Source organism: Bradyrhizobium altum, assembly GCF_020889705.1.
Classification (GTDB): domain Bacteria; phylum Pseudomonadota; class Alphaproteobacteria; order Rhizobiales; family Xanthobacteraceae; genus Bradyrhizobium; species Bradyrhizobium altum.
The window spans coordinates 35625-61642 of sequence record NZ_JACMYP010000007.1; the positions used below are offsets into that span (position 1 = coordinate 35625).

Here is a 26018-nt window from a genome sequence, read left to right on the forward strand (position 1 = left end):
GGTCAAATGCGCAGGCGCGGCAGCTCGCGCCCTGTCACCATCCACGCCACGCCGGCGCCGGCGAACTGGACGAGGCTTCCGGCAATCATCGCGAGCAGCAGGCCGTGGCTGCCGCCGCCGGTTGCCGCGTAGCACGCGCCGAGCACCGCAACCCCGATCGTCGCACCGCTGATGCGGGCCACGTTGATCAGCGCCGCAGCCGTACCGGCCCGCGCAGCGGCAACGTCGCCGACGGCCATTGCCGAGAGCGGCCCCGCGGCGAGGCCGAGCCCGAGGCCGGTGATGGCCAGTCCGAACTTGGCCAGGGCGATGTCCGGTCGCAGGCCACCGAGGCCAATCATCAGGAGGCCGACACCCATCAGCGTCACGCCGCCCGAGGTGGCCGCGCGCAGCCCGAGCTTTTCCGACAGCATGCCGGAGAACGGTGAGACCATCACGAAGACCAGCGACATCGGCAGCAGCGCGGCGGCGCTTGCCGCGGCATCGAGCCGTCCGCTCGACTGCCACGCCAGCGGCAGCACGAAGACCATGCCGTACCCGCCGAATGTCATGCCCGTGGTGGCGATCATGGCGGCGCGGAACCGGCGTGCGCTGAAAATCTCCGGCGACAGCAACGCCTCCGAGCCATTTCTCCTTTCGACCGCGATCAACAGGGTCGCCGAAAGCGCAGCAACGAGCAGCGCGGCAGTCATCGCGCCCGGCGCCGATTGTGCGGCGATGGCGGCATAGGTCAGGCTTCCAAGCGCCAATGCACCGCAGAGCTGGGCCGGAATGTCGACCGCGCGCCGCTGCGGGTTCACCGATTCCGGGATCGTCGACCCAGCCATCAGTACGACGAGCAGGCCGAACGGCACGATCACCAGGAAGATGCTGCGCCAGCCCAACCACGGGATCAGCAGCCCGCCAAGGCTCGGTCCCAGTGCCATGGCGACGCCGTTGCAGGCGGCCCAGATACCAAGCGCACGGGCGCGCTCCTCCGGCCGGTCCCAGACCACCCGGATGATCGCAAGCGAGGCCGGAATCATCAACGCACCTCCGGCGCCGGTGAGGGCACGACCGCCGATCAGCACCAGCGCGGATGGCGCGGCCGCGCACAGCAGCGACGCGAAAGTGAAGATCAGTGCGCCGCAGACCAGGATGCGACGCCTGCCATATCTGTCCGCGAGCATCCCGCCGGTCGGCAGCGAGACCGCGTAGACCAGATTGTAGCTGTCGACGATCCATTGCAACTCATCGACACCCGCACCGAAATGATCGCCGATCGCGCGCGCGCCGAGATTGACGATGAATGTATCGATATGCGCGATCGTGACGGCGAGGCACAGCGTCAGCAGCGTCAGCCGCTGCGATGCGCGCATGGCAAAGGGTTTACGCCGAAGCATATCGTCCATCGCGGATCCTGCTATTCGATGTCGGGCCGGGCGTTCAGGCCCTGGTGGCGGACCGCTTGGCGCGGGCGCGCTGCTGTGGCGAGACCTTGGGTCGCGTGCCTGCCGCGACCCACTCGTCGTAGAACTCGATCTTGGCGTCGACCAGCGCGAGCGCTTCGGTCCATTTGGCGATCATGGCCCGGACGCGGAGCTGGTGCTCGGCGAGCAGCGCGCGGCGCTTGCGCAAGGTCGCGCTGCCCTGCTTCACGAGCGTGGTATAGTCGCGAAGCTGCTTGATCGACATCCCGGTCAAGCGCAGCCGCTCCATCAGATCGAGCCAACCGATGTGATAGTCGTTGTAGACGCGGCGCCTGCCGCGGTCTCTGACGACGCCGGGCATCAGGCCCTGCGCTTCATACCAGCGGATGGTATGCACGCTTCGGCCGGAGCGCCGCGCGATGTCGCCGATGTAGAGTGCGTTCGGCGTCGCCTGCAAATTGGGTGTCCGGGCGTCCATCACAGATAGACCGCCTTCATCGCGCCGGCCGGATAGCGCTCACCTGCCGCGGCGCCGGCCGGGATGGCTGCTGAGATCCGTGCCAGCTCGTCCGGCGAAAGCACCACGTCGAGGGCGTCGATGTTCTCGTCCAGCCGGCTGCGCTGCTTGGTGCCGGGAATCGGCACGATGTCCTGTCCCTGCGCCAGCAGCCAGGCGAGCACGAGCTGAGCCGGTGTGCAATTCTTCTCGCGTGCGATCGTCACGATGCCGCTGACGAGATCGCGGTTGCGGGCAAAATTATCGCCGGCGAAGCGCGGATGGTCGCCGCGGCGATCGCCCGCGATGTCGGCCTGCGACTGGATCTGGCCGGTCAGGAAGCCGCGGCCGAGCGGCGAATAGGCGACGAAGGCGATGCCGAGCGCCCGCGTCGTCTGCAGGGTCTCCTCGGCCTCGCTGCGGTACAGCACGGAATATTCGGTCTGCACCGCGGCCAGTCTGTGCACCTTGTGCGCGCGGCGAATGGTTTCAGGGCGCGCCTCGCACAGGCCGAGATGGCGAACCTTGCCTTGCTCGACGAGGCGCGCCATGGCGCCGACCGTATCCTCGATCGGAACGTTCGGATCGATGCGGTGCTGGTAGTAGAGATCAATGGTTTCGATGTTGAGCCGCTTCAGGCTCGCCTCGCAGGCTTGCTGGACATAGGCGGGCCGTCCGTCCACGCCCTGTCCGGTCGCGGTCTTCACCTGACCGAATTTGGTCGCGATCACGACCCTGTCGCGCAGGCCCTTCAGCGCGCGGCCCAGCAATTCCTCGTTGTGGCCCCAGCCATAGAGATCGGCGCTGTCGAGGAAGTCGATGCCCCGGTCGATGGCGTAGCGGATGAAGTCGGGCGTCGCCGTATCGTCGTTGGCGCCGTAGACGCCGGACAGTGACATGCAGCCGAGCCCGACGGCGGAAACCTGCGGGCCGTCATTGCCGAGCCTGCGGTGCGGGAGCTTGCTTGAAGGTGTCATGCGGTTGGTCCTCGTGGCCGGGTGTTGCCGGACAATCCCGAGTGAACAAGCTAGAGTATACTCTAGGTCAAGCGCGAAAGTGCCGGCGCACGAAATCGTGTCAGGGGCACTCGGGCGCCTTATACGCCGTCGAGGATGATCACCGTTGGCGTCGCCGGCAGCGTGTCGCGCGAGGCCCGCAAGGTGCGCTCGCCGCCGCGGCGGTCGATCTCGAATTGCTGGCCGATCAGGCGCATGAACTCGTCGAGCGGGGTGGCGAAGCGGTGCATCGGCAGCACGACGGCGGCGCGCAACCGTTTGGTGATCTCGGAGATGCCGTCGAGCGACATCGTATAGGTGCCGTCGATCGGTACCATCACGATGTCGAGCCGGCCGATCGCCGCGAAATGGCTGTCGTCGAGCTTGACGTGGAGGTGGCCGAGATGGCCGATGCAGAGGCCGGCGACCTCGAAGATGAAGATCGAGTTGCCGTCCCTGATCATCTCGCCGCCGGAATCTTCGCCCCAATAGCGGCGGATGTCGGTGGTGACGTTGCGGATATAGACGTCGCCGATCCGCATCCCGTAATGCGCGGCCTGGCCGTTCTCGCCCCAGCCATGCAGCACGTGCGGAATCCTGGGATCGGGAAACAGCGTGTAATGCGTCGCGTGGGCCCGGTTCATGGTCGCGACGTCGGGCAATCGCCCGGTCTGATAGACGCCGTTGTAATCGGTCGCGATCCTGATGCCGCGGGGCGTGTCGATGTAATAGGTCGAATGGCCGGCATAGGTGATCGCAACCTCGTCGGCTTTGGCCGCGACGCGCCGGTAGTTCACCGGGACGGCGCGGGGCGGCGCATTGGCCATCGCCAGGCACTCGCTGCGCTGGGCATCCTGCGCCAGGGTGTGGCTGGTGAACGTTCCCAGCAAGACGAGCGCGGCGAGCAATCTCAGCATGACCTGTTCCGCCTTCGGCGATATCCGCCGGCGTCAGACTATCGCGCAATTGGCGTGCCGTCATGATGAGGCGGGCGCATCGCTCCATGGCGTAGGCTGCAATACGATCCGGGCGATTATTTCGTTGGCAGGCGCTATCATGCCGCGCAGATCACAGCGATCAGGGAGTTTTGCGTGACTGACAATAGCTCCGCGCCGCGCGCACCATCCACCAAACGGCTCGAGCCATTGCGCCATGTCGACGCAGGCGTGCTCGACATCGCCTATTACGAGGCGGGCCCGGCCGACGGGCCGGCCGTGATGCTGATGCACGGCTTTCCCTACGACATCCACTCCTATGTGGACGTCGCCCCACTGCTGGCGGCGCAGGGCTGCCGGGTCATCGTGCCCTATCTGCGTGGCTACGGCCCGACGGTGTTCCGTGACAAGGCGACGCCGCGCTCGGGCGAGCAGGCGGCGGTCGGGGCCGACCTGATCGCGCTGATGGATGCGCTCGGCATCAAGCGCGCGGTATTCGCCGGCTATGACTGGGGCGGCCGCGCCGCCTCGATCGGTGCGGCGCTGTGGCCGGAACGATGCATTGGGCTCGTCTGCACAAACGGCTACATGATCCAGGACATCGCGCATGCGATGGTGCCGGCGCGCCCGGAGCGCGAGGTGCCGCTGTGGTATCAGTACTACTTTCAGCTCGAGCGGGGGCGGGCGGGGCTTGTCGCCAGCCGGGCCGGCATTGCACGGATATTGTGGTCGCAATGGTCGCCGAGCTGGGCGTTCGACGATGCGTGCTTCGAGCGCACCGCGGTTGCATTCGACAATCCCGATTATGTCGACGTGGTAATCCACAGCTACCGGCACCGCTTCGGCGTTGTCGCCGGGGATCCGCAATATGCGGATTTGCAGCGGCGGCTGGACTCGCTGCCGGTGATTGCGATCCCCACCATCACGCTCGACGGTGCCGATGACGGGGTTACGGCTGCCGCCGACGGCAGCGCCAGCGCGGCCAAGTACACTGCCCGCCGGGCGCATCGCGTGATCCCGGGCGCCGGCCACAATCTGCCGCAGGAAGCGCCGGAGGCGTTCGCCGCGGCGGTGATGGAGCTGGCGAACGGCTAGCGTGGTTCCTACGCGCGCCGCGGGCTGATCTTCCAGGCTGTCGCAAGCGTCAGCAGCGTCAGAATGCCGCTGATGAGCGCGGCCATCGGGATCGTCAGGGCCAGCGCCGCGGTTGCGGCCCAGCCGATCGAGGAGAAGGCCTCCGCGAAGGTGGCGATGCGGGAGGAGGTCTGGCGCCGGCGGAACTGGCTGCGCTTGGCCTGCGCGCGGAACCAGAGCTGGACCGCGGCGGCGGATGCTGTCGCGATGACGATCGCGATCGCCGTCACCGCGGCCTGCCCCGGCGAGGCGAACGCCAGCGCGGCCACCAGCGGCGCGAAAACCGCGGCGATCGCGAGCAGGACGACCTCGACCTTGGCGCGGGTCACGCGCGACGGCGGCAGCGGCGCGGTTGCCACCAGATCGGGCGCGTCCTCGCCCGAGATGGTCAGCCAGGCCAGTCCGCCGGCGAGCTGGCCTGCGGCCATCACGATGACAGGCGTGATCAGCACGATCGCGGTCGACGTGCCGGAGAAGGTTCGCCACAGCATCAGCGCCGGCGGCAGCAAATAGAGCATCTGCATCAGGCTCTGCGACAGCAGCCACGGATCGCGGCGCAGCAGCAGGAATTCCTTGCGCCGCAGCGCCTGCTGCCGCGAGCCGGTCCGGAACGCGCGGGCGCGTCCTTGCGTGACCGTGGCCGGATTGGCGGCGACGCGCGCGACGGTGTCGGCAAACCGCGGCGCGAACACCGCCATCACGCCGCCGAGCAGCACGAGCGCGGTGGCAAGCAGCAGCATCATGATGTCGAGGTCGCCGAGCGATGCGCGCGCCGGCCACCAGACGAGGCTGTCGAGGGCCGGGGCAATTCGTGCCGCGGTATCCGAGGTCAGAAAGGCAAAGCGCGACAGGGTGCCGTAGGACAGCACGGCGACGACCTGCAACGCGATGACGAAGCCGGCGCCGATGACGGCGGAGACGATCTGTGCCACCAGCCGCGTCCGGCCTGGTCCGATCAGGCGAAACAGCAACGCGGTGACGGCGATCGCCGCGGCCGCCGCCGACAGCCCGATCGCAAGGACGACGCCGAAGCCGGCAAGCCAGCGTGCACCGCCGAGATACACCAGTACGTCGATGAACGGCGTCGACAGCAAGAGCGCCATGCTGCTCACCGTCAGCGCGATCGCGGCGATCCGGATCGAGAAGATGTTGGTGAGCTTTGCCGGCGACGACATGATCAGGTCGAGATCGGCGCGGGCGTAGAACACCCGCGTCACCGACTCGATCGCCTGCGAGAGCATCAGCGCCCAGGACAGGAAGATCGTCGCGGTCAGCACGATCAGCGAGGACGGATCGAGCGGAAACCGCAGGTCGACATAGCGGACGACCACGGCATAGGCCGGCAGATGCAGGATCGCCGCGAAGATCAGCAGGCCGATGACGGCGCGGTTGCGCCGGCGCTGGCCGCCGGTCATCATCGCCAGCCATTCGCGCCACGCTAGGCGGAATTCGTGGCGGGCGAACCAGGTGAGATGGGCGGTCGAGCTCACGCGGCGGCCGCCTCGGTATCGACCAGCGCGATGAACATGTCCTCGAGGGTGGTGTCGTTGCGGCCGTTCTGCTCGCGCAGCTCGGCCAGCGTGCCCTCGGCGATCAGCCTGCCGGCCGCGATCACGCCGATGCGGTCGGCCATGCGCTCGGCGACCTCGAGAATGTGAGTGGTCATGATCACGGTGCAGCCGGCGCGGACGCGCTCCTGAAGCAGTCCCTTGACGTGACGCGCCGACAACGCGTCGAGGCCGGTCAGCGGCTCATCGAGAATGATCAGGCGGGGATCGTGCACCAGCGCACCGGCGAGCGCCACCTTCTGGCGCATGCCCTTGGAGAAGCCCTCGCAGCGCGCGTTGAGATGCGGCTCGAGCCCGAGCGACACCAGGAGATTGCGCGCCGACTTCTCCGACGTGCGGGGATCGATGCCCCACAGGCCGGCGACGAATTCGAGATATTCCAGCGGCGTCAGCTTGTCGTAGATCATCGGCTCGTCGGACACCCAGGCCATGATCTGCTTGGCTGAGACCGGGTCGGCCAGTGCATCGATGCCGAGGATCGACACCGAGCCGGCATCGGGCCGCAATAGCCCTGCCACCATGCGCAGCGTCGTGGTCTTGCCGGCGCCGTTCGGCCCGAGCAGCGCATAGAATTCACCGACACGGACGGTGAGATCGAGCGCGTCGACCGCCGGGCGGTCAAAACGCTTGGTTAACCCTCGCACGGCGAGTGCGGACAGTTCCGAAGTCATGGTGCGTTGGCGATCCGGGAGTTCGCTCGTCGGTTGCGTAAGCTTGGACAAAAACCGTTTCGGTGCAGTGAATCGCACGGGGCAAATCGAACGCGATATCCGTATTAGTCCGTGCTGCGGCATATCTCCGCAAATGTGATGATACAGCCGGATCAGCGGTTTGTTGACAGGGATCGGGCCTTTTGGCTCAATCCGAGCGGACATAGGCAGCTTTCAGCGCTTCCGACACAAGGGCGTGAAGGCGGGATGCAACGAGCGATCGGGAAGAATCGCCGGGCATCGGGGAGGGAACGATGCTGGACTTTGTTCAGCAGCTCGTCAGCGGCATCGCGCTCGGCTGCGTTTACGGCCTGATCGCGCTCGGCTTCGTGCTGGTCTACAAGGCAACCGAGGTCGTCAATTTCGCGCAAGGCGATTTGATGATGCTGGGCGGCTTTTTCGCCTTCACCTTCATCGGCATGCTCGGACTGAATTACTGGGTCGGCTTCGCCGGCGCGGTGATCTGCATGGCGCTGTTCGGCATGCTGGCCGAGCGGGTCGTGGTACGGCCGATCCTCGGCTATCCGCAGTTCTCCATCATCATGGCGACGATCGGGCTCGGCTATTTCCTGCGCTCGGTCTCCGGCATGATCTGGGGCACCGACGACTTCAAGATCGAGACGCCGTTCAGCCAGGGCGTCGTGAGGATCGGCAGCCTGGTGCTCGCCTATGACAAATTGTCGGTGATCGCGGCGACCATCATCCTGTGCGCGCTGCTCTATCTGTTCTTCAACCGCACCACGCTCGGCACCGCGATGCGCGCCAGCTCCGAGAACATGCTGGCTGCCTATTACATGGGCATCCCGGTCAAGCGCGTGGTCTCGATCGTCTGGGCGATCTCGGCGGCGGTGGCGACCTGCGCCGGCGTGCTGCTGGCGCCGATCACCTTCATCCATTCCAATGTCGGCCTGGTGCTGGGGCTGAAGGCGTTTCCGGCAGCCGTGCTCGGCGGTTTCGGCTCGATCCCGGGTGCGGTGGTCGGCGGCGTCCTGATCGGTGTGATCGAGAGCATGGCCGGCTTCTATCTGCCGCAGGGCTGGAAGGACGTCGCGCCCTACATCGTGCTGCTCGCGGTGCTGCTGCTCAAGCCCGAGGGCCTGTTCGGCCTTCATGTTCGAAAAAAGGTTTGAGGAGCGACGTATGCGGTTTCTCTTCAAGACCGACTATGAAGACGACATCAGGCTGTTCCCGCATTCCGGCTATATCTATTCCTACGGCCTGCTGCTGGCGGTGCTGTTGGTCGCGCCCTACGTGCTCTCAAGCTATCTGATGAGCCAGCTGGTCTTCGTCTGCATCTATGCGACCGTCGGCGTCGGGCTGTTGATCCTGACCGGCTTCACCGGACAGGCCTCGCTCGGCCATGCCGCATTTCTGGCGATCGGCGCCTACACCGCGGCCTATCTGCAGCAATTCAACGTGCCGTTTCCGGTCTATTTCCTCGCCGCGGGGCTGTTGACCGGCGTGGTCGGCGCGCTGGTCGGATTTCCGGCGTTGCGGCTACAGGGCATCTATCTGGTGATCGCGACGATCTCGTTTGCCTTCATCGTCGAGGAAATCCTGGCGCGCTGGGAAAGCGTGACCCACGGCAATGAGGGCATGCGGGTCAAGACCATTCAGCTGTTCGGCACCACGGTGTCGCGCGACGGCCCGACCTTCTACTATCTGTGTCTTGCGGTGCTGGTGCTGACCATCGTCGGCACACTCAATCTGCTGCGCTCGCCGACCGGGCGCGCCTTTGTCGCGATCCGCGACAGCGAGACCGCGGCGCGCAGCATGGGCATCAACGTCGCGCTCTACAAGGTGAAGTCGTTCGCGATCTCGGCGGCGATCACCGGCTTTGCCGGCGTGCTGTTCGCCCACAAGCTGTCCTTCATCTCGCCCGAGATGTTCACTTTGCAGCTCTCGATCGAGTTCATCATCGTGATCCTGATCGGCGGCACCTTCAGCCTGCATGGCGCGGTGCTGGGTGCGATCTTCCTGGTCATGATCGATCCGTTCCTGACCTACCTGAAGGACGACATGCCCGGCGTGATCAGCGGCGTCGCAGCCACTCTGGGCGCCGGCACGGAACGCGCGGGCCACATCCAGGACGCGGTCGCGGCGTTTGCCTCGGCCAACGGGCTGAAGGGCGCGATCTACGGCATCATCATCGTGGTGTTCGTACTCTTTGAACCCCTGGGGCTCTATGGCCGCTGGCTCAAGATCAAGCTCTTCTTCCAGCTGTTCCCGCTGTACAAGCGCGCGACCTTCAAGCGGCAGAAGATCTACGTGAAATCGGAGCGGAACCGATGAGCTATTTCCGCGCCGAGAACCTGTCCCTGCATTTCGGCGGCCTCAAGGCGGTCGATGCCGTCAGCTTCGCGGTCGAGAAGGGCGAGATCCTCTCGATCATCGGGCCCAATGGCGCCGGCAAGAGCTCGATCTTCAACCTGATCTCGCGGATCTATCCGCCGACCTCGGGCAAGATCTTCTTCGAGGACCAGGACATCACCCAGCAGCCCGCCTACGATATCGCCAGGCTCGGCATCGCGCGGACCTTCCAGAATATCGAGCTGTTCGAGAATGCGACCGTGCTGAGCAATCTGCTGGTCGGCCGCCATCGCCATTCCACAACCCAGCTCTGGCAGGAGCTCTTGTTCCTGCCGAGCGTCCGCGCCGGCGAGAAGGCACATCGCCGCCGGGTCGAGCAGGTGATCGAATTCCTCGATCTCGAGCCGTACCGCGACAAGCTGATCTCGGGGTTGCCCTACGGGGTGCGCAAGGTGATCGAGCTGGCGCGCGCACTGTGCTCGGAGCCGAAGCTGATCCTGCTCGACGAACCGTCATCCGGCCTCAACGTCGAGGAGACCGACGACATGTCGTTCTGGATCCGCGATATGAAGAGCGAGCTCGGCATCACGGTCTTGATGGTCGAGCACGACATGACGCTGGTCAACCGGGTCTCCGACCGCGTCATCGCGCTGAACTACGGCCGTGTGCTGGCGATGGGCTCGCCGTCCGAGGTGCAGCACCATCCCGACGTCGTCGCAGCGTATCTCGGCGCATGAGGATGATGCCATGAGCGCAGCAGACATCATCCTGAAACTCTCCAACATCGAGAGCTATTACGGGCCGATCATGGCGATCCGCGGCATCAGCCTCGAGGTGCCGCGCGGCCGGATCGTGACGCTGCTCGGCGCCAACGGCGCCGGCAAGACCACGGTCTTGAAGACGATCTCCGGCATCCTCGATCCGCAGAAGGGCTCGATCGAATTCCTGGGCAAGCCGATCCAGCGCATGGAGGCCGACCGGATCGTGCGGCTCGGCCTCAGCCACGTGCCGGAGGGACGGGAGGTGTTTCCGTTCCTGTCGGTGCGCGAGAACCTGATGATGGGCGCCTATCTGCGCAAGGACCGCGACGGTGTGGCGCAGGACCTCGAACGCGTCTACGGCTATTTTCCACGGCTGAAGGAGCGGCTCGGCCAGCCGGCCGGACAGCTTTCGGGCGGCGAGCAGCAGATGCTTGCGATCGGGCGGGCGCTGATGAACCGGCCGACGCTGCTGCTGCTGGACGAGCCGTCGCTTGGGCTGTCGCCGATCCTGGTGAAGGAGATCTTCACCATCATCCGCCGCGTCAATGAGGAGCAGGGCATGTCGATCCTGCTGGTCGAGCAGAATGCCAAGATCGCGTTGGAGACGGCGCATTACGGCTATGTGCTGGAGATCGGCCGCGTCGTCATGAACGACACCTGCGAACGGCTGTTGAATTCGCCCGATATCCAGGAGTTCTACCTCGGTGCCAAGGAAGCCGGCGCGCGGGGCGAGCGGCGCTGGAAAAAGAAGAAGACCTGGCGCTGAGCTCAGATCGGCGTTGACGAAGGTTGGCGTCGACTAAAGTTTGCCGAGGAAGGTTTGGCGCTGAGAGCCAGTTGGAGCTAGATTTCAGGCCTGCTTCGCGAACAAGACCGGCATTCGAGCCGGCGGGTGGGGCAAGCGGCAGAGGAGGGAGCGCGCATGGCAGGACCAGCGGTGCTGACGGTTGCCGACACGATCGCGAGGAGCTTTCTGCTCGCGGTGCAAACGCGTGGCGACAGGCCCGCGATCCGCGAGAAGAAGTTCGGCATCTGGCAGCCGACCAGCTGGCGCGAATGGCTGCAGATCTCCAAGGACATCGCCTTCGGCCTGCATGCGACCGGCTTCCGTCCCGGCGACGTCGCCTCGATCATCGCCAACGCGGTGCCGGAATGGGTCTATGCCGACATGGGCATCCTGTGCGCCGGCGGTGTGTCTTCCGGCATCTATCCGACCGATTCGGCGGCGCAGGTCGAATACCTCGTCAATGATTCCCGCACGCGGGTGATGTTCGTCGAGGACGAGGAGCAGCTCGACAAGGTGCTGACCTGCCGGTCACGCTGTCCGACGCTGGAAAAGATCGTCGTGTTCGACATGGAGGGCCTCTCCGGCTTCTCCGATCCGATGGTGCTGTCGCTTGCCGAATTCACCGCGCTCGGCCGCAATCATGCGCAGGGCAATAACGCCTTGTGGGACGAAATGACCGGCAGCCGCACCGCCTCCGATCTCGCGATCCTGGTCTATACGTCGGGCACGACAGGCCCGCCCAAGGGGGCGATGCATTCCAACCGCAGCGTGACGCACCAGATGCGCCACGCCAACGATCTCTATCCCTCGACCGACAGCGAGGAGCGGCTGGTGTTCCTGCCGCTCTGTCATGTCGCCGAGCGGGTCGGCGGCTACTACATCTCGCTCGGGCTGGGTTCGGTGATGAATTTTGCCGAGAGCCCGGAGACGGTGCCGGACAATCTGCGCGAGGTGCAGCCGACCGCATTCCTCGCGGTGCCCAGGATCTGGGAGAAGTTCTATTCCGGTATCACCATCGCGCTGAAGGACGCGACCCCGTTCCAGAACTGGATGTATGCCCGGGCGCTTGCGATCGGCAACCGGATGACCGAGTGCCGGCTGGAGGGCGAGACGCCGTCGCTGTCGCTGCGGCTCGCCAACCGCGCGGCCTATTGGCTGGTGTTCCGCAACATCCGCCGCATGCTCGGGCTCGACCGCTGCCGGATCGCCCTGACCGGCGCGGCGCCGATCTCGCCGGATCTGATCCGCTGGTATCTCGCGCTCGGCATCGACATGCGCGAGGTCTACGGCCAGACCGAGAATTGCGGCGTCGCGACCATGATGCCGGCGGACCGCATCAAGCTCGGCTCGGTGGGCAAGGCCGCGCCCTGGGGCGAGGTGATGATCTGCCCGAAAGGCGAGATCCTGATCAAGGGCGACTTCCTGTTCATGGGCTACCTCAACCAGCCGGAGAAGACCGCCGAAACGATCGACGCGAGAGGCTGGCTGCACACCGGCGACGTCGGTGCGATCGACAATGAAGGCTATGTGAAGATCACCGACCGGATGAAGGACATCATCATCACCTCCGGCGGCAAGAACATCACACCGTCCGAGATCGAGAACCAGCTGAAATTCTCGCCCTACGTCTCCGATGCGGTCGTGATCGGCGACAAGCGGCCGTATCTCACCTGCCTGATCATGATCGATCAGGAGAATGTCGAGAAATACGCCCAGGACCAGGATATCCCCTTCACCAACTACGCGAGCTTGTGCCGTGCCCGCGAGATCCAGGACCTGATCCAGCGTGAGATTGAGGCGGTCAACGCGAAGTTCGCGCGCGTCGAGACCATCAAGAGATTCTACCTGATCGAGCGCCAGCTCACGCCCGAGGACGAGGAGCTGACGCCGACCATGAAGCTGAAGCGCAATTTCGTAAACAAGCGCTACGCGGCCGAGATCGATGCCATGTATGGCGCGCGGGCGGTTGCGTAGAGCGTGATCCGGAAAAGTGTGAAGCGGTTTTCCGAATAGATCATGCTCAAGGAGAGAGTCGACGATGACGGACGCGGCGAAGGAGCGAGCAGGCCCGACCCTTCGCTCAACATGGGCCATGTAAGGAGGAGACTGCAATGTCGAAATCGCTGAAGGCGCTGGGCCTTGCGGTGAGCGCGCTGGCGCTGACCTGTCTGCCGGCCGCAGCCCAGACCAAGGTCACCAATGAAGGCATCTCGCCGACCGAGATCGTGATCGGAACGCATCAGGATTTGTCCGGCCCGATCAAGGTCTGGGGCGTTCCGGTGTCCAACGGCATGAAGATGGCGGTTGAGGAAATCAACGCCAGCGGCGGCATCAACGGCCGCAAGATCAAGATGATCCTGGAGGACAATGGTTACGACCCGAAGAAGGCCGTGCTGGCCTCGCAAAAGATGGTCGAGCGCGACAAGGTCTTCGCGATGATCGGCCCGATGGGCTCGCCGACCGTGCTCGCCGCGCAGGACATCCTGTTCGATGCCGGCGTGCTGCAGCTGTTCCCGCTGACCGCCGCCGAATTCACCTTCAAGTTCGATCCCGCCAAGCCGCAGGAGCGGCTGAAGTTCAACAATCTGCTGCCCTATGTCGAGAGCACGCGCGCCGCGATCAAATACATGATGGAGTGGAAGAACTTCAAGAAGCCCTGCATCATGCACCAGGACGACGAGTACGGTAAGAACGTGCTCGACGGCTTCACCCAGCAGCTCGGCGCGATGAAGGTGCAGCCGGCCTCGGTCACGAGCTACAAGCGCGGCGCCTCCGACTTCTCGGCGCAGGTCGCCAAGATGAAGTCCGACGGCTGCGATCTCGTCGTGCTCGGCACCGTGATCCGCGAGACCATCGGCGCGATGAACGAGGCGAAGAAGCTCGGCTGGGACGTCACCTTCCTCGGCGCCACGCCGACCAACGTGCTCGAAGTGCCGGCGCTCGGCAAGGAGGCCGTCGAAGGCCTCTACGCCGCGTCGGGCTTCGAGATTCCCTACGAGGACACGGCCAAGGGCAAGGTGAAGGACTGGCTCATCAACTACAAGAAGATGTTCAACAGCGAGGCCAACACGCAGGCGATCATCGGCTACAACGCGGTGATGACCTTCGCCTTCTACGCGCAGAAGGCGGGCAAGGATCTCACCGGCCAGAAGATGCTCGACGCGCTGGAGTCAGGCGACAAGTTCCTCGACATCTTCAGCTCGCCGCCGACCAAGTTCTCCAAGACCGATCATCTCGCCAACACCATCACCCAGGTGCAGCAGGTCAAGGGCGGCCGCTGGGTGTTGGTGAAGGACAATTTGATGTTCTGAGAGGCATTCCTCGGGACCGTCGTTCCGGGATGGTGCGTAGCACCAGACCACAGGTGCGCAGTTGCGCACCGGGGAACTCGAGATTCCGGGTTCGATGCTCCGCATCGCCCCGGAATGACCCAGTCAATTCACCGCCGCTGTCGGCCGCCACGCGGCCTCGATGACGAGCGACGCATCGACATAACGGCTGACGCCGTTCTGGTCGATCACGAAGGTCGGCCGAAAGCGCCTGATGTCGGCATCCTCGATCATCGCCATGCGGCGGTTGTCGAGCGTCAGCCAGTGGCCGTCGAGTCGCGCCGCGACCACGGCATGGTCCTCGCCGCCGAGCAGGTCATGCATCACGACGATGCGCAAATCTTCCGGCGCGACGCCGGCCTTGCCGAGCGCCACGAATTTCGCGATTGCATAGTCCTCGCAATCGCCGCTTCCTCGAGCAAACGTGGCGAGCGGCGTAGCCCAGACGTCGGGCTCGCCATAAGTCGCGAGATCGCTGCCGGGGCGGATCGCCAGATTGATCGCGCGGTTGATCTCGCCGAGACGGGCGCGACCGGTGCGCGCGCGTCCCGCATCGACGATCGCCAGGAACCGCAGCGCCTCCGGCGACGTACACCCCGCGCGGTTGCTCTCGCAGGCTGCGAGCTGCACCAATTCGTCGGCAAGCTGGCGCTGCACGCCGAGCCATTTGTCGCGCAGGCCGCCGTCGGCAAGCAGGCTAGTCGACAGGCCGAACGGCTCGGTCGACTTTCTGAGCAGTGTCGCCGGGCCGGGCGAGAGCACCGAGGCGGCCTTGAGCTCGGCAATCGGCGCGGCCAGGGCCAGGCCGAAGCCCAGCATGACGGCGCGCAGCGCAAACGAGCGAAGCGAGTTACCCATGTGACACCCCCTGTCCGCTCATCGACGGGTGGATACTGCACCGCGCACGCGACCGGATCGTTTCATGCCGACAGCATGGCCAACGATCCCTTCGAATCGACTTAAGATGTGGGGAAACCGGGCAGGAGGCTAAAGGGCGTCTGCTCCGGGTCCCGAAAACTTTACCGGTTTGTGAAACGAACCGGCGAACCTTTTTCCACCGCAAAACGCCTCATCCTTGCCTTCTGGTTAACCCGGCCGGTCCGCGCACGGGATAGCTGCGATTTGTAAGCCAGGTCACAGCTTTAGCCGGAAAAATGGGGTCAAATGCCCTCTCGGGGCTGCGGGGAAATAAAGGCAAGTAGAGAAATGCCAGTCAATACCACGAATACGTGGCTCACTACCCATCTTGGCTCAAATCCCATCTCATGGTACCGTCAGGTCAGTCCGAACTACACGAATCATGAGAGAGTGAGCCAAGTCACACCCGCTCAAACCGCGCAATCAGAGCACCTTGCGAAAGCACAGGATGGTTTCGCGAAGCTTTATCCGATGATATGCAGGCGTAATCATTCGGATATTCTACCAATATTAACCTTCGTGCGGTGATCCGCAGTGAACTTTGTCGAGAAATTCGACGGCTATTTGCCGAGCACGGACGCTTATGCCCGTGGATCGGTGCATGTCGACAGCGTTTCCACGCACGCTCCGCCCGGCGCGATCACCGTCGACGACGGGCAATTGCTGTTCACCGGCGACTTCAAGCGGACCGGGCTCGATCTCGTCATCTCGAAGGACGACCGGGAACTCGTCCTGCACGACTACTTCAAGGGCGAGAAACACGCGGCCCTGGCGTCGCCTGAAGGCGCGCATCTCACCGGCGACCTCGTCAAGGCGCTCACCGGCTACACCCAATATGCCCAGGCCGGCGGCGCGGTGGAACCGGCGAAGGTCATCGGTCACGTCACCAAGCTGGCGGGCAACGCCACCGCGATCCGCAATGGTGTCGCGATCGTCCTCAACCAGGGCGACAACGTCAACAAGGGTGACGTGGTGCAGTCCGGCGGCGACTCGACGCTCGGCATCACCTTCATCGACGGCACCGTGTTCGGTCTTGGGCCGAATGCCAAGATGGTGCTGAACGAGATGATCTACGACCCGAACGGGTCGAGCAATTCGTCGCTGATGAGCCTCGTCTCGGGCACGATCTCGTTCGTTGCCGGCGCGACCGCCAAGCATGGCGACATGAAGGTCGATACGCCGGTCGCGACCATGGGCATTCGCGGCACCGCAGTGCTGGTCGAGATCGATTTCGACGTGCAGGGCACGGGTGGCGTGCCGCCGGCCAAATTCCAGGTGCTGGTCGAGCCCGACGGCACCACCGGCTCCTACATTCTGTTCGACAAGACGACGCTCAATCCGATCGCGACCGTCGATCAGGCCGGCACCCAGACCATCGTCAACGGCCAGGGCAGCGTCAGCTTCGTCTCGTCGGCGCAACTGTCGACCGATGCGCAGAAGCTGATTTCCGATGTCTTCGCGCTGAAGTTCACCGACAATTCGAATCCCAACACCAAGCTCACGACGAACTTCACGGACAGCGTCGTCCCGGTCACGATCGGCCTGAAACTCGCGACCGGCGACGCCTTCGTGCCGATCAACTTTCTGCTGGGTTTGACCAACAGTTCCGGATCGCAGGCCGCTGCCCCCAAGTCCGACCACATCGCCGGGCCGCCGCATGTCGTGACACAGAATGCGGCGTTCACCGAACAGGCCGGACAGACCCACAGCACGCTGTTCGACACGGTGAACGGCCAGATCACATGGGTGGACGTCAACCTCGGCGACAAGCCGACTGCAACCATCAACTTCAGCACGTTCAGCTACCACGATGCCGGCGGCAACGACGTCACCTCGTCGCTGACGGCGGCGGAACAGGCGGCCATCGCGGCCGTCGAGGTCCCGGTGCTGCTCGAACCCAATCCGCTGAACAACAACATCGGCTCGGCGACCTGGACTTACAGCCTTGCCGACGGCGCCTTCGACTTCCTCGCCGCCGGAGAAACGCTGACGCTCACCTACATGGTGCGCGTCGATAACAACTACGCGCTGAGCAACGAGACCGCGTTCAAGACCATCACCATCACCATCACCGGCACCAACGACACTCCGGTCGTGACGTCCTCGGCACAGGTCGGTTCGATCACCGAACTGCCATGGACGACGAATTCCGCCGTGCCCGATACGGCACATGGCACGGTGACGTTTACCGATGCGGATTTGACCGACACGCACACGGTCGCCATCACCGGCGTCGCCGCGACCGGCTTCACTGGCGGAATCCCCAACCAGGCCACCATGCTGAGCTGGCTGTCGCTGGGCACACTGACCGATTCGACCGACGGCGTGACGGGATCGCGCTCCTGGACGTTCTCGGCCGCCGACAAGAGTTTCGATTATCTCGCCGCCGGCGAGACGCTGACGCTGATCTACACGGTCCAGATCGACGACCATCATGGTGGCGTCGTCACGGTCCCCGTCACGATCACGATCGTCGGCACCGACGACAAGCCGGTGATCACCTCGCCGACCCAGGCAGCCGCCATCACCGAGGCCGAGGGCGTAACTGGTTCGGCGAATCCCGATACCGCATCCGGCACCGTGACCTTCACCGACGCCGATCTCAGCGACACCCACAGCATCACCGTGGCCGGTGTCACCGAAACGGGCGTGACCACCGGGCTTCCCGATCAGGCGACGATCCTGAGCTGGCTGTCGCTCGGCACGCTGAAGGATACGACCGGCGGCGTGGCCGGATCCAATGCCTGGACGTTCTCGGCCGCCGACAAGAATTTCGACTATCTGGCGGCCGGCGAGAAGCTGACGCTGACCTACCTGATCCAGGTCGACGACCACCATGGCGGCGTCGTCACCCAGCCGGTCACGATCACCATCACCGGCACCAATGACACCCCGACATTCACGTCGGAGCCGTCGACCACCTCGGTGCCCGAGGCGATCGGCGAGACCGGCTCGACCAAGCCGGACGTGGCTCAAGGCGTGGTGGCGTTTGCCGACGTCGATCTCAGCGACACCCATACCGTGTCCATCACCGGCGTCGCGGAATCCGGCACGACCAGCGGCCTGCCTGAGGACAAGTCCACGGTCCTGAACTGGCTGTCGCTGGGGACGCTGACGGATTCGACCGCCCATGTGAATGGATTGCAGGCCTGGACCTTCTCGGCCGCGGACCAGAATTTCGACTATCTCGCCGTCGGCGAGACGCTGACGCTGACCTACACAGTCAAGATCGACGACCATCATGGCGGCGTGATCAGCCAACCGGTGACGATCACGATCGTCGGCAGCAATGACGCGCCAACCGTCACGTCGGCGCCGCAGACCGCCATCATCCCCGAGCAGCCCGACGCGACGGGTTCATCCAAGCCGGACGTCGCATCGGGCGTGGTGGGATTTGCCGATGTCGATCTCAGCGATGCTCACACCATATCCATCACCGGCGTGACCGAATCCGGGGCGACCGCGGGCCTGCCCGAGGACCAGTCCACCATCCTGAACTGGCTGTCGCTGGGGACGCTGACGGATTCGACCGGCCATGTGAACGGATCGCAGACCTGGGCCTTCTCGGCCGCGGACCAGTATTTCGACTATCTCGCCGCCGGCGAGACGCTGACGCTGACCTACACGATCCAGATCGACGGCGGCGTCATCACTCAGCCCGTGACGATCACGATCAACGGCGCCAACGACGCGCCGACACTGGCCGACGTGAATGCCGGCACGCTCACCGATACCGCTGCTGACGACACGTTCAGCCCGCTCGCCGGCACGCTGCACGGCCATGACGTCGACGACGGCGAGACCGCGACGCTGACCTATGCCGCCCTCAATTCGGACCATGTCGCGGTCAACTCGTCGATCGCGGGCCTTTACGGCTCGCTCACGGTTAACCAGGACGGCACTTACAGCTACGTTCCCGCTGCCGCCGCGATCAACGCGCTGGCCAAGGGCACCTATGCCGACACGTTCACCGTCGAGACCATCGATGCGCATGGCGCGACCGGGACTGCGACGCTGACGGTCGATGTCGTCGGCGCCAACGACGCGCCGGTGATCCATACCGACAACATCAGCATCACCGACAATCCCAACGGGACCGAAACGATCTCCGGCCTGACCGTTACGGATGTCGATGCCGGCGCCAACGAGAACTTCACCCTGGCGGCCGCGACGAACCCCGGTTCGGGCAGCAGCGTCGCGCCGCCAGTGCTGCTCGGCCATCTCCCGGATCTCAACACCGCGCTCGGGTCGCCGGGCCTTGTCTACGACCCGGGCCTGACCCCGCCGGCGACCGACAAGATCGCGCTCTCCGTGACCGACGGCCATGGCGCGAGCGATACGGTCAACCTGATCTTCAACGTCCGGCAAAATCCGTCTCAGCCGGTGACACTGACGGGCACCAGCGACAAGGACGTGTTCTTCGGATCGGGTTATCAGGACAAGTTCGTGTTTGCGCCGAACTTCAATCACGACACGATCCTGAACTTTACGCCGGGCCAGGACCAGATCGACCTGTCCACGGTCGTCTCGACAGGCACCTTCAGCAGCTGGTTCGATCAGAATGTGACGACGTCGCCGACGAATTCGGCCGATACGCTGATCACGGTCGACAGTGCAGACACGATCACGTTGCACAATGTCGCGAAGGCGAGTTTGCATCAGAGCGACTTCATCATTCATTATACGTGATGGGCGTCGGCCTCCTGAAAGGGCCGACCGGATCCTGCATTGCGCAACGTCTGCTCGATTGGAACAACTCTCCGCGCGTGATATCCAGACGGCATGAGACGGCTGAAGGCGATACGAAGGTGGTTCGGACGGCGCTTCGGCTATGCGCGGCTGGCCTGCGTGGCGCTTTTGATCGGCATTGCCGCGCTGCGGATCGCGGATCCGGCTCCGGTTCAGGAGCTTCGCGTCAGGACGTTCGACACATTCCAGGTGATCGAACCCCGCCAGAAGACCGCGCGGCCCGTCACCATCGTCGATATCGACGAAAAGAGCCTCGCCGATCCCCGGCTCGGGCAATGGCCGTGGCCGCGGACTCGGCTTGCCGACATCGTCATCAACCTCACCCGGCTTGGCGCCGTGGTGATCGCGTTCGACGCGGTGTTCTCCGAGCCCGACCGCCTCAACCCCGATATCGCGGCCGATACGTTCAGCAGCCTTGATGAGGAGATGCGCGCCAGGCTGCGGCAGCTGCCGAGCAACGACAGCATCCTGGCTGACGCCATCAAGAACTCGCGTGTGGTGCTCGGCGAATCCGGCGGCCCCAACGTGCGCGCCGACCTCAACGAAAAGCTGCCGGTCACCGGGCTTGCGATGCTCGGCGAGGAACCGCAGCGCTTCATGTTCCAGTTTCCGGGACTGTTGCGCAACGTGCCGGTGCTCGAGGAGGCCGCGGCCGGGCGAGGCCTGTTCACGATCAGGCCGGAACGCGACGGCATCGTCAGGCGGGTGCCGATGATGATGGTCGCGCAGGGCATCACCATGCCGTCGCTGACCTTCGAAATGCTGCGGGTGGCGGGCGGCTCGGGCACCATCCTGATCAAGGCCGACAAGGCCGGCATCCAGAGCCTCGGTATCAAGGGCTTTGCGATCCCGACCGATCTCTACGGCCAGCTCTGGATCCACTACGCACGCCGGGACCCCTCGATCTACGTCTCGGCCGTCGACGTGCTGGATGGGCGGGTGCCGCCCGACAGGATCGCCGGCAAGCTGATCCTGATCGGCACCTCCTCGGTCGGGCTCAACGACATCAAGACCACGCCGGTGACGCCGGCGATGCCTGGGGTCGAGGTTCACGCCCAGGTGCTGGAGAGCGCGCTGACCGGCGACGTGGTTTCGCAACCGAACTACGGCATCGGCATCGAGTTCTTCGCGGCGCTGATCATGGGGCTGCTGGTCATCGCCTTCGCGCCGAAGTTCGGTCCGGTCACGCTGGTGGTTGTCGGCGGGATGTTCGCCTCGGTGCTGACCGGCACATCCTGGTATTTCTATTCCCAGCACCGGCTCCTGATCGATTTCACTTATCCGCTGATGTCGACCACGGCGATCTATCTCACGCTGATCTTCTCCGCCTTCGTGCGCGAACAGCAGCAGCGCCGGCAGATCAGGTCGCAATTCGTGCAATACATGTCGCCCGCGCTGGTCGAGCAGCTGGCGCAATCGCCGGAGCGGCTCGTGCTCGGCGGCGAGGAGCGCGAGATGACCATCATGTTCTCGGACATGCGCGGCTTCACCACGATCTCGGAAACCTACAAGCGCGATCCGCAGGGCCTTACGGCGCTGATGAACCGTTTCCTCACGCCGCTCACCAACGCGATTCTCGCCCGCAAGGGCTATATCGACAAATACATGGGCGACGCCATCATGGCGTTCTGGAACGCGCCGCTCGATGACAAGCAGCACCAGCTCAACGCCTGCGACGCCGCGCTCGACATGCTGGAGCACGTCGGCGACCTCAACCGCAAGCGCGAGCAGGAAGCGCAGGACGGTGGCCACGTCTATGTGCCGCTCAACATCGGCGTCGGCCTCAACACCGGCACCTGCGTGGTCGGCAATATGGGGTCTGATCTCAAGTTCAATTATTCGGTGCTCGGCGACAGCGTCAATCTGGCGGCGCGCCTGGAGGGGCAGTCCAAGGAATACGGCTTCCCGATCATCGTGGGATCGAAGACCGCGCTCGCGGTGAAGGAGAAGTTCGCGATCCTCGAACTCGACTTCATCATGGTGAAGGGCAAGAAGGAGCCCGAGGTGATCTATGCGATCGCCGGCCGCGAGGACGTGGCCGGTTCTGGCCGCTTCCAGCGGCTGCGCAACCTGACCATCGAAATGCTCGCCTGTTACCGCAGCCGCGATTGGGACGGCGCGCTCGCCGCGATCGAGCGCGGCCGCAAGACCGACGAGGCGCAGACGCTGCAATATCTCTACCGCCTCTATGAGGCGCGTATCCGCGCCTTCCAGAAGGAGCCGCCGCCGGACGATTGGGACGGCGCCTTCGCGTTGACGACGAAATAGGCGACGCACATTCGATGTCGTCCCGGCGAAGGCCGGGACCCATAACCACAGGACGTGCGGATGGAGCGAGCTGGGCCACAGCGTCGCACAACAATCACGCCCTGTGGTTATGGGTCCCTGTGCGCAATTGCGCACTCGGCCGGGACGACGAGAGATCTACTCCAGACCGATCTGCGTCAGATCCTGGAACCAGTGCTGCGCCTGCACGAAGGTCTTCACCTTCGGCGACAGCGCGTGCGGATTGGTGTCGTGCACCACCCACACCAGCGCGGCATCGTCGACGATCAGCGCGTGCGCCTGCGCCAGCAGCGCATCCTGTTTCGCGCTGTCGAAGGTCTGTTTGGCCTCGTCGATCAGCGCGTCGACCTTCGGATTCTTGTAGCCGCCCCAGTTGACGCCTGTCGGCGCCACCTGGCCGGAATGGAAGAACCGCACAATGGCGTAGAGCGGATCCGAGGTGACATAGGCGATGTTGTTGGCGGTGATGCCGGCGTTCATCTCGTCGGCCGCGCCCTTGCGCCAGTGCGAATAGAGTGTCTCGAGCTCGACGACCTTGAAGTCGATATCGATGCCGATCTCCTTGAAGCTCTGCTGCAGGAATTCGTTCATCGGCAGCGACAGCATCTGCCCGGTGCCGCCCTGGGCGATGATGAAGGTGGTCTTCAGCGGCTTGTCCTTTGAATAGCCGGCTTCCTCCACCAGCTTTTTGGCGGCCGCGAGGTCGTATTTCAGTTCGAAGCTCGGCTTGCCGAACCACGGGCTCGACGGGTCGACCTGGCCCTTGGCGGGCTTGGCGAGGCCATTCATCAGGCCAACCACCGCATCGCGGTCGATCGCAAGGTTGAGCGCCTTGCGCAGGCGGATATCGGTCCAGGGCGAACCCGGCAGCACGCTCAAATGATAATTCCAGACATGCGGCGTCACGTTGTCGACGATCCTCATGCCGGCGGCCTTGAGCTGCGGCACGGCGTCGGGCGCCGGCGTTTCGATCAGGTCGACCTGACCGGCCAGCAGCGCGTTGGTGCGGGTCAGCGCCTCCGGCATCGGGATCAGGATCATCTTGTCGACCTTCGCCAGCCGCTTCTTGTCCCAATAGTCCGGGTTTTTGGTCAGCTCGGCGAGCTCGCGCGGCACCAGCTTGGTCAGCTTGAACGGGCCGGTGCCGGAGGGCTGGCTGGCGAACTTGTCCCAGTCCCTGCCGAGCTTCTCATATTGCGCGGGGCTCGAGACCAGGAACCAAAGCATCTGGTAGGGGAAGAAGGAGTCGACCGTCTTGGTGGTGATCTCGATGGTCTGGTCGTCGATCTTGGCGTAGCTCGCGACCGAGGGCAGCCGGGTCTTGACCTGGGCGCTCTGCCGCTTGTCGAATTGCGGTGCCTTGTCGTTCAGCACCTTGTCGAGATTCCAGATCACCGCGTCGGCGTTGAAGTCGCTGCCGTCGTGGAATTTGACGCCCTTGCGCAAGGTGAAGCGCCACTTGGTCTTGTCGTTGTCATCGACCTTCCATTCGGTCGCGAGCCCGGGCACCAGTTTGCCCGGCCGGTCGGCAACGTCCATCTCCCAGGCCACCAGCGGATCGTAGATCGTGTAGGCCGTGAACTGATAGGCCCCGGCGCCGCGATCGGGCTGGCCGGTCGTCAGCGGAATGTCGGCCATCGAAATGCCGTAGCGCACAATGGACTCTGCTCGCGCTGAGATGGCCGGCCAGCCCGCGGTCAGGGCGAGCGCCATTGCCGCCGTCAGGATCGAATTGCGGGCGCGCATATAGAAGGCTCCGTTGCTGGGAAGTCGGGGCCAAATCCTGCAAGCATGATGCCAGAATAGGCATCTTCGCACGGTTCAGGCGCGAGGTGGGAAGAAATGACGCGCCCAGCGGTTATTTGCTGAAGAACTATTCCCCTTGGCACAGGCATTGCATACGCTTGCCCAAGAAATAATCACTAAAACGTCACCAGACTTCGAAGGGGTTGCTCAGATGCGTAACAGGAAGACCAATGCGACGGCGATCATGCTGGCGCTTGCGATCGCCAATTGTGTGCCGGCGATCGCCAGCGCCGAGACCGTGCTGCGCATTGGCATGACGGCTGCCGATATTCCGCGCACGCTCGGGCAGCCCGACCAGGGTTTTGAGGGCAACCGCTTCACCGGGCTCACGATGTATGACGCGCTGACGATGTGGGACCTGTCCTCGTCGGACAAGGCGAGCGCGATGATTCCGGGCCTCGCCACCGAGTGGAAGGTCGACGATGCCGACAAGACCAAGTGGGTCTTCAAGCTGCGTCCCGGCGTCAACTTTCACGACGGCTCACCGTTCAATGCCGACGCCGTGGTCTGGAACGTCGACAAGGTGCTGAAGCAGGACGCGCCGCAATACGATGCGAGCCAGGTCGGCGTTACCGCCTCGCGCATGCCGACCTTGGTCTCGGCGCGCAAGATTGACGACATGACGGTGGAGTTGACCACCAAGGAGCCGGACAGCTTCCTGCCGATCAACCTCACCAATCTGTTCATGGCGAGCCCGGCCAAGTGGCAGCAATTCTACGACAAGGCCGAAGGTGCCGATGCCAAGGCGAAGTCGCAGGCCGCATGGGCCGCGTTCGCCAAGGACGCTTCGGGCACCGGCCCGTGGAAGATGTCGAGCTTCACCCCGCGCGAGCGGCTTGAGCTCGTGAAGAACGAGAACTACTGGGACAAGGCCCGCGTGCCGAAGATCGACAAGATGGTGCTGTTGCCGATGCCCGAGGCCAACGCGCGCACTGCGGCGCTGCTGTCGGGGCAGGTCAACTGGATCGAGGCGCCGGCGCCCGACGCGCTGCCCGAGATCAAGCAGCGCGGTTTCAATCTTTATTCCAACGAGGAGCCGCATGTCTGGCCGTGGCAGTTCTCCCGCGTCGAAGGCTCGCCGTGGAATGACATCCGGGTCCGCAAGGCCGCCAATCTCTGCGTCGATCGCGAAGGGCTGCGTGACGGCCTGCTCGCGGGGCTGATGGTGCCGGCCACCGGCACGTTCGAGCCCGGCCATCCCTGGCGCGGCAACCCGACCTTCCAGATCAAATACGACAAGCCGGCCGCGCAGAAATTGATGCAGGAGGCCGGCTTCGGTCCCAACAAGAAGCTGACGGTCAAGATCCAGACCTCGGCGTCGGGCTCGGGCCAGATGCTGCCGCTGCCGATGAACGAGTATCTGCAACAGGCTCTGGCCGAGTGCTACTTCGATGTGCAGCTCGACGTCATCGAGTGGAATACGCTGTTCACCAACTGGCGGCGCGGCGCCAAGGATCCGTCGGCCAACGGATCGAATGCGACCAACGTCACCTATGCGGCGATGGATCCGTTCTTCGCGCTGGTGCGCTTCCTGCAATCGGGCATGGCGCCGCCGGTCTCGAACAATTGGGGCTTCATCAACAATCCGAAGTTCGACGAGCTGGTGAAGAAGGCCCGCCAGACCTTCGAACCGGCGGCGCGCGACGCCGCGCTCGCCGAACTGCACGCCGCCTCGGTCGACGATGCGGCGTTCCTGTACGTCGCTCACGACGTTGCGCCGCGCGCGATGAGCCCGAAGGTCAAGGGCTTTGTGCAGCCGAAGAGCTGGTTCGTCGACTTCTCGCCGGTCTCGGTCGTGCCGTGAGATAACGCGCGGCGCTCTTAG

18 protein-coding genes are annotated in these 26018 nt (G+C 64.3%); 10 read left to right on the top strand and 8 right to left on the bottom strand.

Annotation, left to right across the window (positions count from 1 at the left end; genetic code table 11):
• Positions 1 to 2: 2 nt before the first annotated feature.
• The 4 genes from H8B02_RS04060 to H8B02_RS04075 form a co-directional block, all read right to left on the bottom strand.
• Positions 3 to 1391 (bottom strand): MFS transporter, encoded by a 1389-nt coding sequence (locus tag H8B02_RS04060; protein ID WP_229164981.1) that lies wholly within the window; start codon positions 1389 to 1391, stop codon positions 3 to 5.
• 34 nt (positions 1392 to 1425) lie between these two features.
• Positions 1426 to 1887 carry a MerR family transcriptional regulator gene (locus H8B02_RS04065; RefSeq protein WP_212311799.1) on the bottom strand — a complete coding sequence of 154 codons (462 nt, stop codon included), beginning with the start codon at positions 1885 to 1887 and terminating at the stop codon, positions 1426 to 1428.
• Positions 1887 to 2882 (bottom strand): aldo/keto reductase, encoded by a 996-nt coding sequence (locus tag H8B02_RS04070; protein ID WP_229164982.1) that lies wholly within the window; start codon positions 2880 to 2882, stop codon positions 1887 to 1889. Before H8B02_RS04070 ends, H8B02_RS04065 begins: the two co-directional genes overlap by 1 nt.
• 119 nt (positions 2883 to 3001) lie before the next feature.
• Positions 3002 to 3817: an MBL fold metallo-hydrolase gene (locus H8B02_RS04075; protein ID WP_229164983.1), complete on the bottom strand. Its 816-nt coding sequence runs from the start codon at positions 3815 to 3817 to the stop codon at positions 3002 to 3004.
• 174 nt (positions 3818 to 3991) lie between these two features.
• Between H8B02_RS04075 and H8B02_RS04080 the strand changes: the two genes are divergently transcribed.
• Positions 3992 to 4930 (top strand): alpha/beta fold hydrolase, encoded by a 939-nt coding sequence (locus tag H8B02_RS04080; RefSeq protein ID WP_229164984.1) that lies wholly within the window; start codon positions 3992 to 3994, stop codon positions 4928 to 4930.
• Between the two features lie 8 nt (positions 4931 to 4938).
• On the opposite strand, the gene H8B02_RS04085 is transcribed toward H8B02_RS04080, so the two are convergent.
• Together H8B02_RS04085 and H8B02_RS04090 are read right to left on the bottom strand one after the other, a co-directional pair.
• On the bottom strand, positions 4939 to 6459 hold the full coding sequence (locus tag H8B02_RS04085; RefSeq protein WP_229164985.1) for a permease: 1521 nt from the start codon (positions 6457 to 6459) through the stop codon (positions 4939 to 4941).
• The gene (locus H8B02_RS04090) at positions 6456 to 7208 is read right to left on the bottom strand and encodes an ABC transporter ATP-binding protein (RefSeq protein WP_092119695.1); all 753 of its coding nucleotides are present in this window, start codon (positions 7206 to 7208) and stop codon (positions 6456 to 6458) included. Before H8B02_RS04090 ends, H8B02_RS04085 begins: the two co-directional genes overlap by 4 nt.
• 293 nt (positions 7209 to 7501) lie before the next feature.
• Here H8B02_RS04090 and H8B02_RS04095 point away from each other — a divergent pair, with 293 nt between their 5' ends.
• The 6 genes from H8B02_RS04095 to H8B02_RS04120 all read left to right on the top strand — a co-directional run bounded on the left by H8B02_RS04095 (position 7502) and on the right by H8B02_RS04120 (position 14416).
• Positions 7502 to 8377 (top strand): branched-chain amino acid ABC transporter permease, encoded by an 876-nt coding sequence (locus tag H8B02_RS04095; RefSeq protein ID WP_229164986.1) that lies wholly within the window; start codon positions 7502 to 7504, stop codon positions 8375 to 8377.
• A 10-nt stretch (positions 8378 to 8387) separates the two neighbouring features.
• Positions 8388 to 9539 (top strand): branched-chain amino acid ABC transporter permease, encoded by a 1152-nt coding sequence (locus H8B02_RS04100; protein ID WP_229164987.1) that lies wholly within the window; start codon positions 8388 to 8390, stop codon positions 9537 to 9539.
• Complete coding sequence (locus tag H8B02_RS04105; RefSeq protein WP_092119690.1) at positions 9536 to 10294, top strand: ABC transporter ATP-binding protein; 759 nt, start codon at positions 9536 to 9538, stop codon at positions 10292 to 10294. The genes H8B02_RS04100 and H8B02_RS04105 overlap by 4 nt, the downstream gene beginning before the upstream one ends.
• A 10-nt stretch (positions 10295 to 10304) precedes the next feature.
• A complete protein-coding gene (locus H8B02_RS04110; protein WP_173640269.1) occupies positions 10305 to 11084 on the top strand; it encodes an ABC transporter ATP-binding protein in 780 nt (259 codons plus the stop codon).
• A 156-nt stretch (positions 11085 to 11240) separates the two neighbouring features.
• Positions 11241 to 13079 carry an AMP-dependent synthetase/ligase gene (locus H8B02_RS04115; RefSeq protein ID WP_229164988.1) on the top strand — a complete coding sequence of 613 codons (1839 nt, stop codon included), beginning with the start codon at positions 11241 to 11243 and terminating at the stop codon, positions 13077 to 13079.
• A 137-nt stretch (positions 13080 to 13216) separates the two neighbouring features.
• Positions 13217 to 14416: an ABC transporter substrate-binding protein gene (locus tag H8B02_RS04120; protein ID WP_229164989.1), complete on the top strand. Its 1200-nt coding sequence runs from the start codon at positions 13217 to 13219 to the stop codon at positions 14414 to 14416.
• Between the two features lie 123 nt (positions 14417 to 14539).
• Here the strand turns inward: H8B02_RS04120 and H8B02_RS04125 are convergent, their stop codons facing one another.
• The gene (locus H8B02_RS04125) at positions 14540 to 15292 is read right to left on the bottom strand and encodes a transglutaminase-like cysteine peptidase (protein ID WP_229164990.1); all 753 of its coding nucleotides are present in this window, start codon (positions 15290 to 15292) and stop codon (positions 14540 to 14542) included.
• A gap of 594 nt (positions 15293 to 15886) precedes the next feature.
• Between H8B02_RS04125 and H8B02_RS04130 the strand changes: the two genes are divergently transcribed.
• Together H8B02_RS04130 and H8B02_RS04135 are read left to right on the top strand one after the other, a co-directional pair.
• Positions 15887 to 20041 carry a VCBS domain-containing protein gene (locus H8B02_RS04130; RefSeq protein ID WP_229164991.1) on the top strand — a complete coding sequence of 1385 codons (4155 nt, stop codon included), beginning with the start codon at positions 15887 to 15889 and terminating at the stop codon, positions 20039 to 20041.
• Between the two features lie 93 nt (positions 20042 to 20134).
• Positions 20135 to 22369 carry a CHASE2 domain-containing protein gene (locus H8B02_RS04135; protein WP_229164992.1) on the top strand — a complete coding sequence of 745 codons (2235 nt, stop codon included), beginning with the start codon at positions 20135 to 20137 and terminating at the stop codon, positions 22367 to 22369.
• A gap of 156 nt (positions 22370 to 22525) precedes the next feature.
• Here H8B02_RS04135 and H8B02_RS04140 read toward each other — a convergent pair whose 3' ends face one another.
• Positions 22526 to 24133 carry an ABC transporter substrate-binding protein gene (locus H8B02_RS04140; protein ID WP_229164993.1) on the bottom strand — a complete coding sequence of 536 codons (1608 nt, stop codon included), beginning with the start codon at positions 24131 to 24133 and terminating at the stop codon, positions 22526 to 22528.
• A gap of 211 nt (positions 24134 to 24344) precedes the next feature.
• Here H8B02_RS04140 and H8B02_RS04145 point away from each other — a divergent pair, with 211 nt between their 5' ends.
• Positions 24345 to 25997: an ABC transporter substrate-binding protein gene (locus H8B02_RS04145; protein ID WP_376711590.1), complete on the top strand. Its 1653-nt coding sequence runs from the start codon at positions 24345 to 24347 to the stop codon at positions 25995 to 25997.
• Positions 25998 to 26018: the final 21 nt, after the last annotated feature.

Bases quoted from the DNA above. Each gene is read 5' to 3' on its own strand.
- H8B02_RS04060 (WP_229164981.1), bottom strand. From the start codon at position 1,391: ATGGACGATATGCTTCGGCGTAAACCCTTTGCCATGCGCGCATCGCAG.
- H8B02_RS04065 (WP_212311799.1), bottom strand. From the start codon at position 1,887: ATGGACGCCCGGACACCCAATTTGCAGGCGACGCCGAACGCACTCTAC.
- H8B02_RS04070 (WP_229164982.1), bottom strand. From the start codon at position 2,882: ATGACACCTTCAAGCAAGCTCCCGCACCGCAGGCTCGGCAATGACGGC.
- H8B02_RS04075 (WP_229164983.1), bottom strand. From the start codon at position 3,817: ATGCTGAGATTGCTCGCCGCGCTCGTCTTGCTGGGAACGTTCACCAGC.
- H8B02_RS04090 (WP_092119695.1), bottom strand. From the start codon at position 7,208: ATGACTTCGGAACTGTCCGCACTCGCCGTGCGAGGGTTAACCAAGCGT.
- H8B02_RS04095 (WP_229164986.1), top strand. From the start codon at position 7,502: ATGCTGGACTTTGTTCAGCAGCTCGTCAGCGGCATCGCGCTCGGCTGC.
- H8B02_RS04100 (WP_229164987.1), top strand. From the start codon at position 8,388: ATGCGGTTTCTCTTCAAGACCGACTATGAAGACGACATCAGGCTGTTC.
- H8B02_RS04105 (WP_092119690.1), top strand. From the start codon at position 9,536: ATGAGCTATTTCCGCGCCGAGAACCTGTCCCTGCATTTCGGCGGCCTC.
- H8B02_RS04110 (WP_173640269.1), top strand. From the start codon at position 10,305: ATGAGCGCAGCAGACATCATCCTGAAACTCTCCAACATCGAGAGCTAT.
- H8B02_RS04115 (WP_229164988.1), top strand. From the start codon at position 11,241: ATGGCAGGACCAGCGGTGCTGACGGTTGCCGACACGATCGCGAGGAGC.
- H8B02_RS04120 (WP_229164989.1), top strand. From the start codon at position 13,217: ATGTCGAAATCGCTGAAGGCGCTGGGCCTTGCGGTGAGCGCGCTGGCG.
- H8B02_RS04125 (WP_229164990.1), bottom strand. From the start codon at position 15,292: ATGGGTAACTCGCTTCGCTCGTTTGCGCTGCGCGCCGTCATGCTGGGC.
- H8B02_RS04135 (WP_229164992.1), top strand. From the start codon at position 20,135: ATGAGACGGCTGAAGGCGATACGAAGGTGGTTCGGACGGCGCTTCGGC.
- H8B02_RS04140 (WP_229164993.1), bottom strand. From the start codon at position 24,133: ATGCGCGCCCGCAATTCGATCCTGACGGCGGCAATGGCGCTCGCCCTG.
- H8B02_RS04145 (WP_376711590.1), top strand. From the start codon at position 24,345: ATGCGTAACAGGAAGACCAATGCGACGGCGATCATGCTGGCGCTTGCG.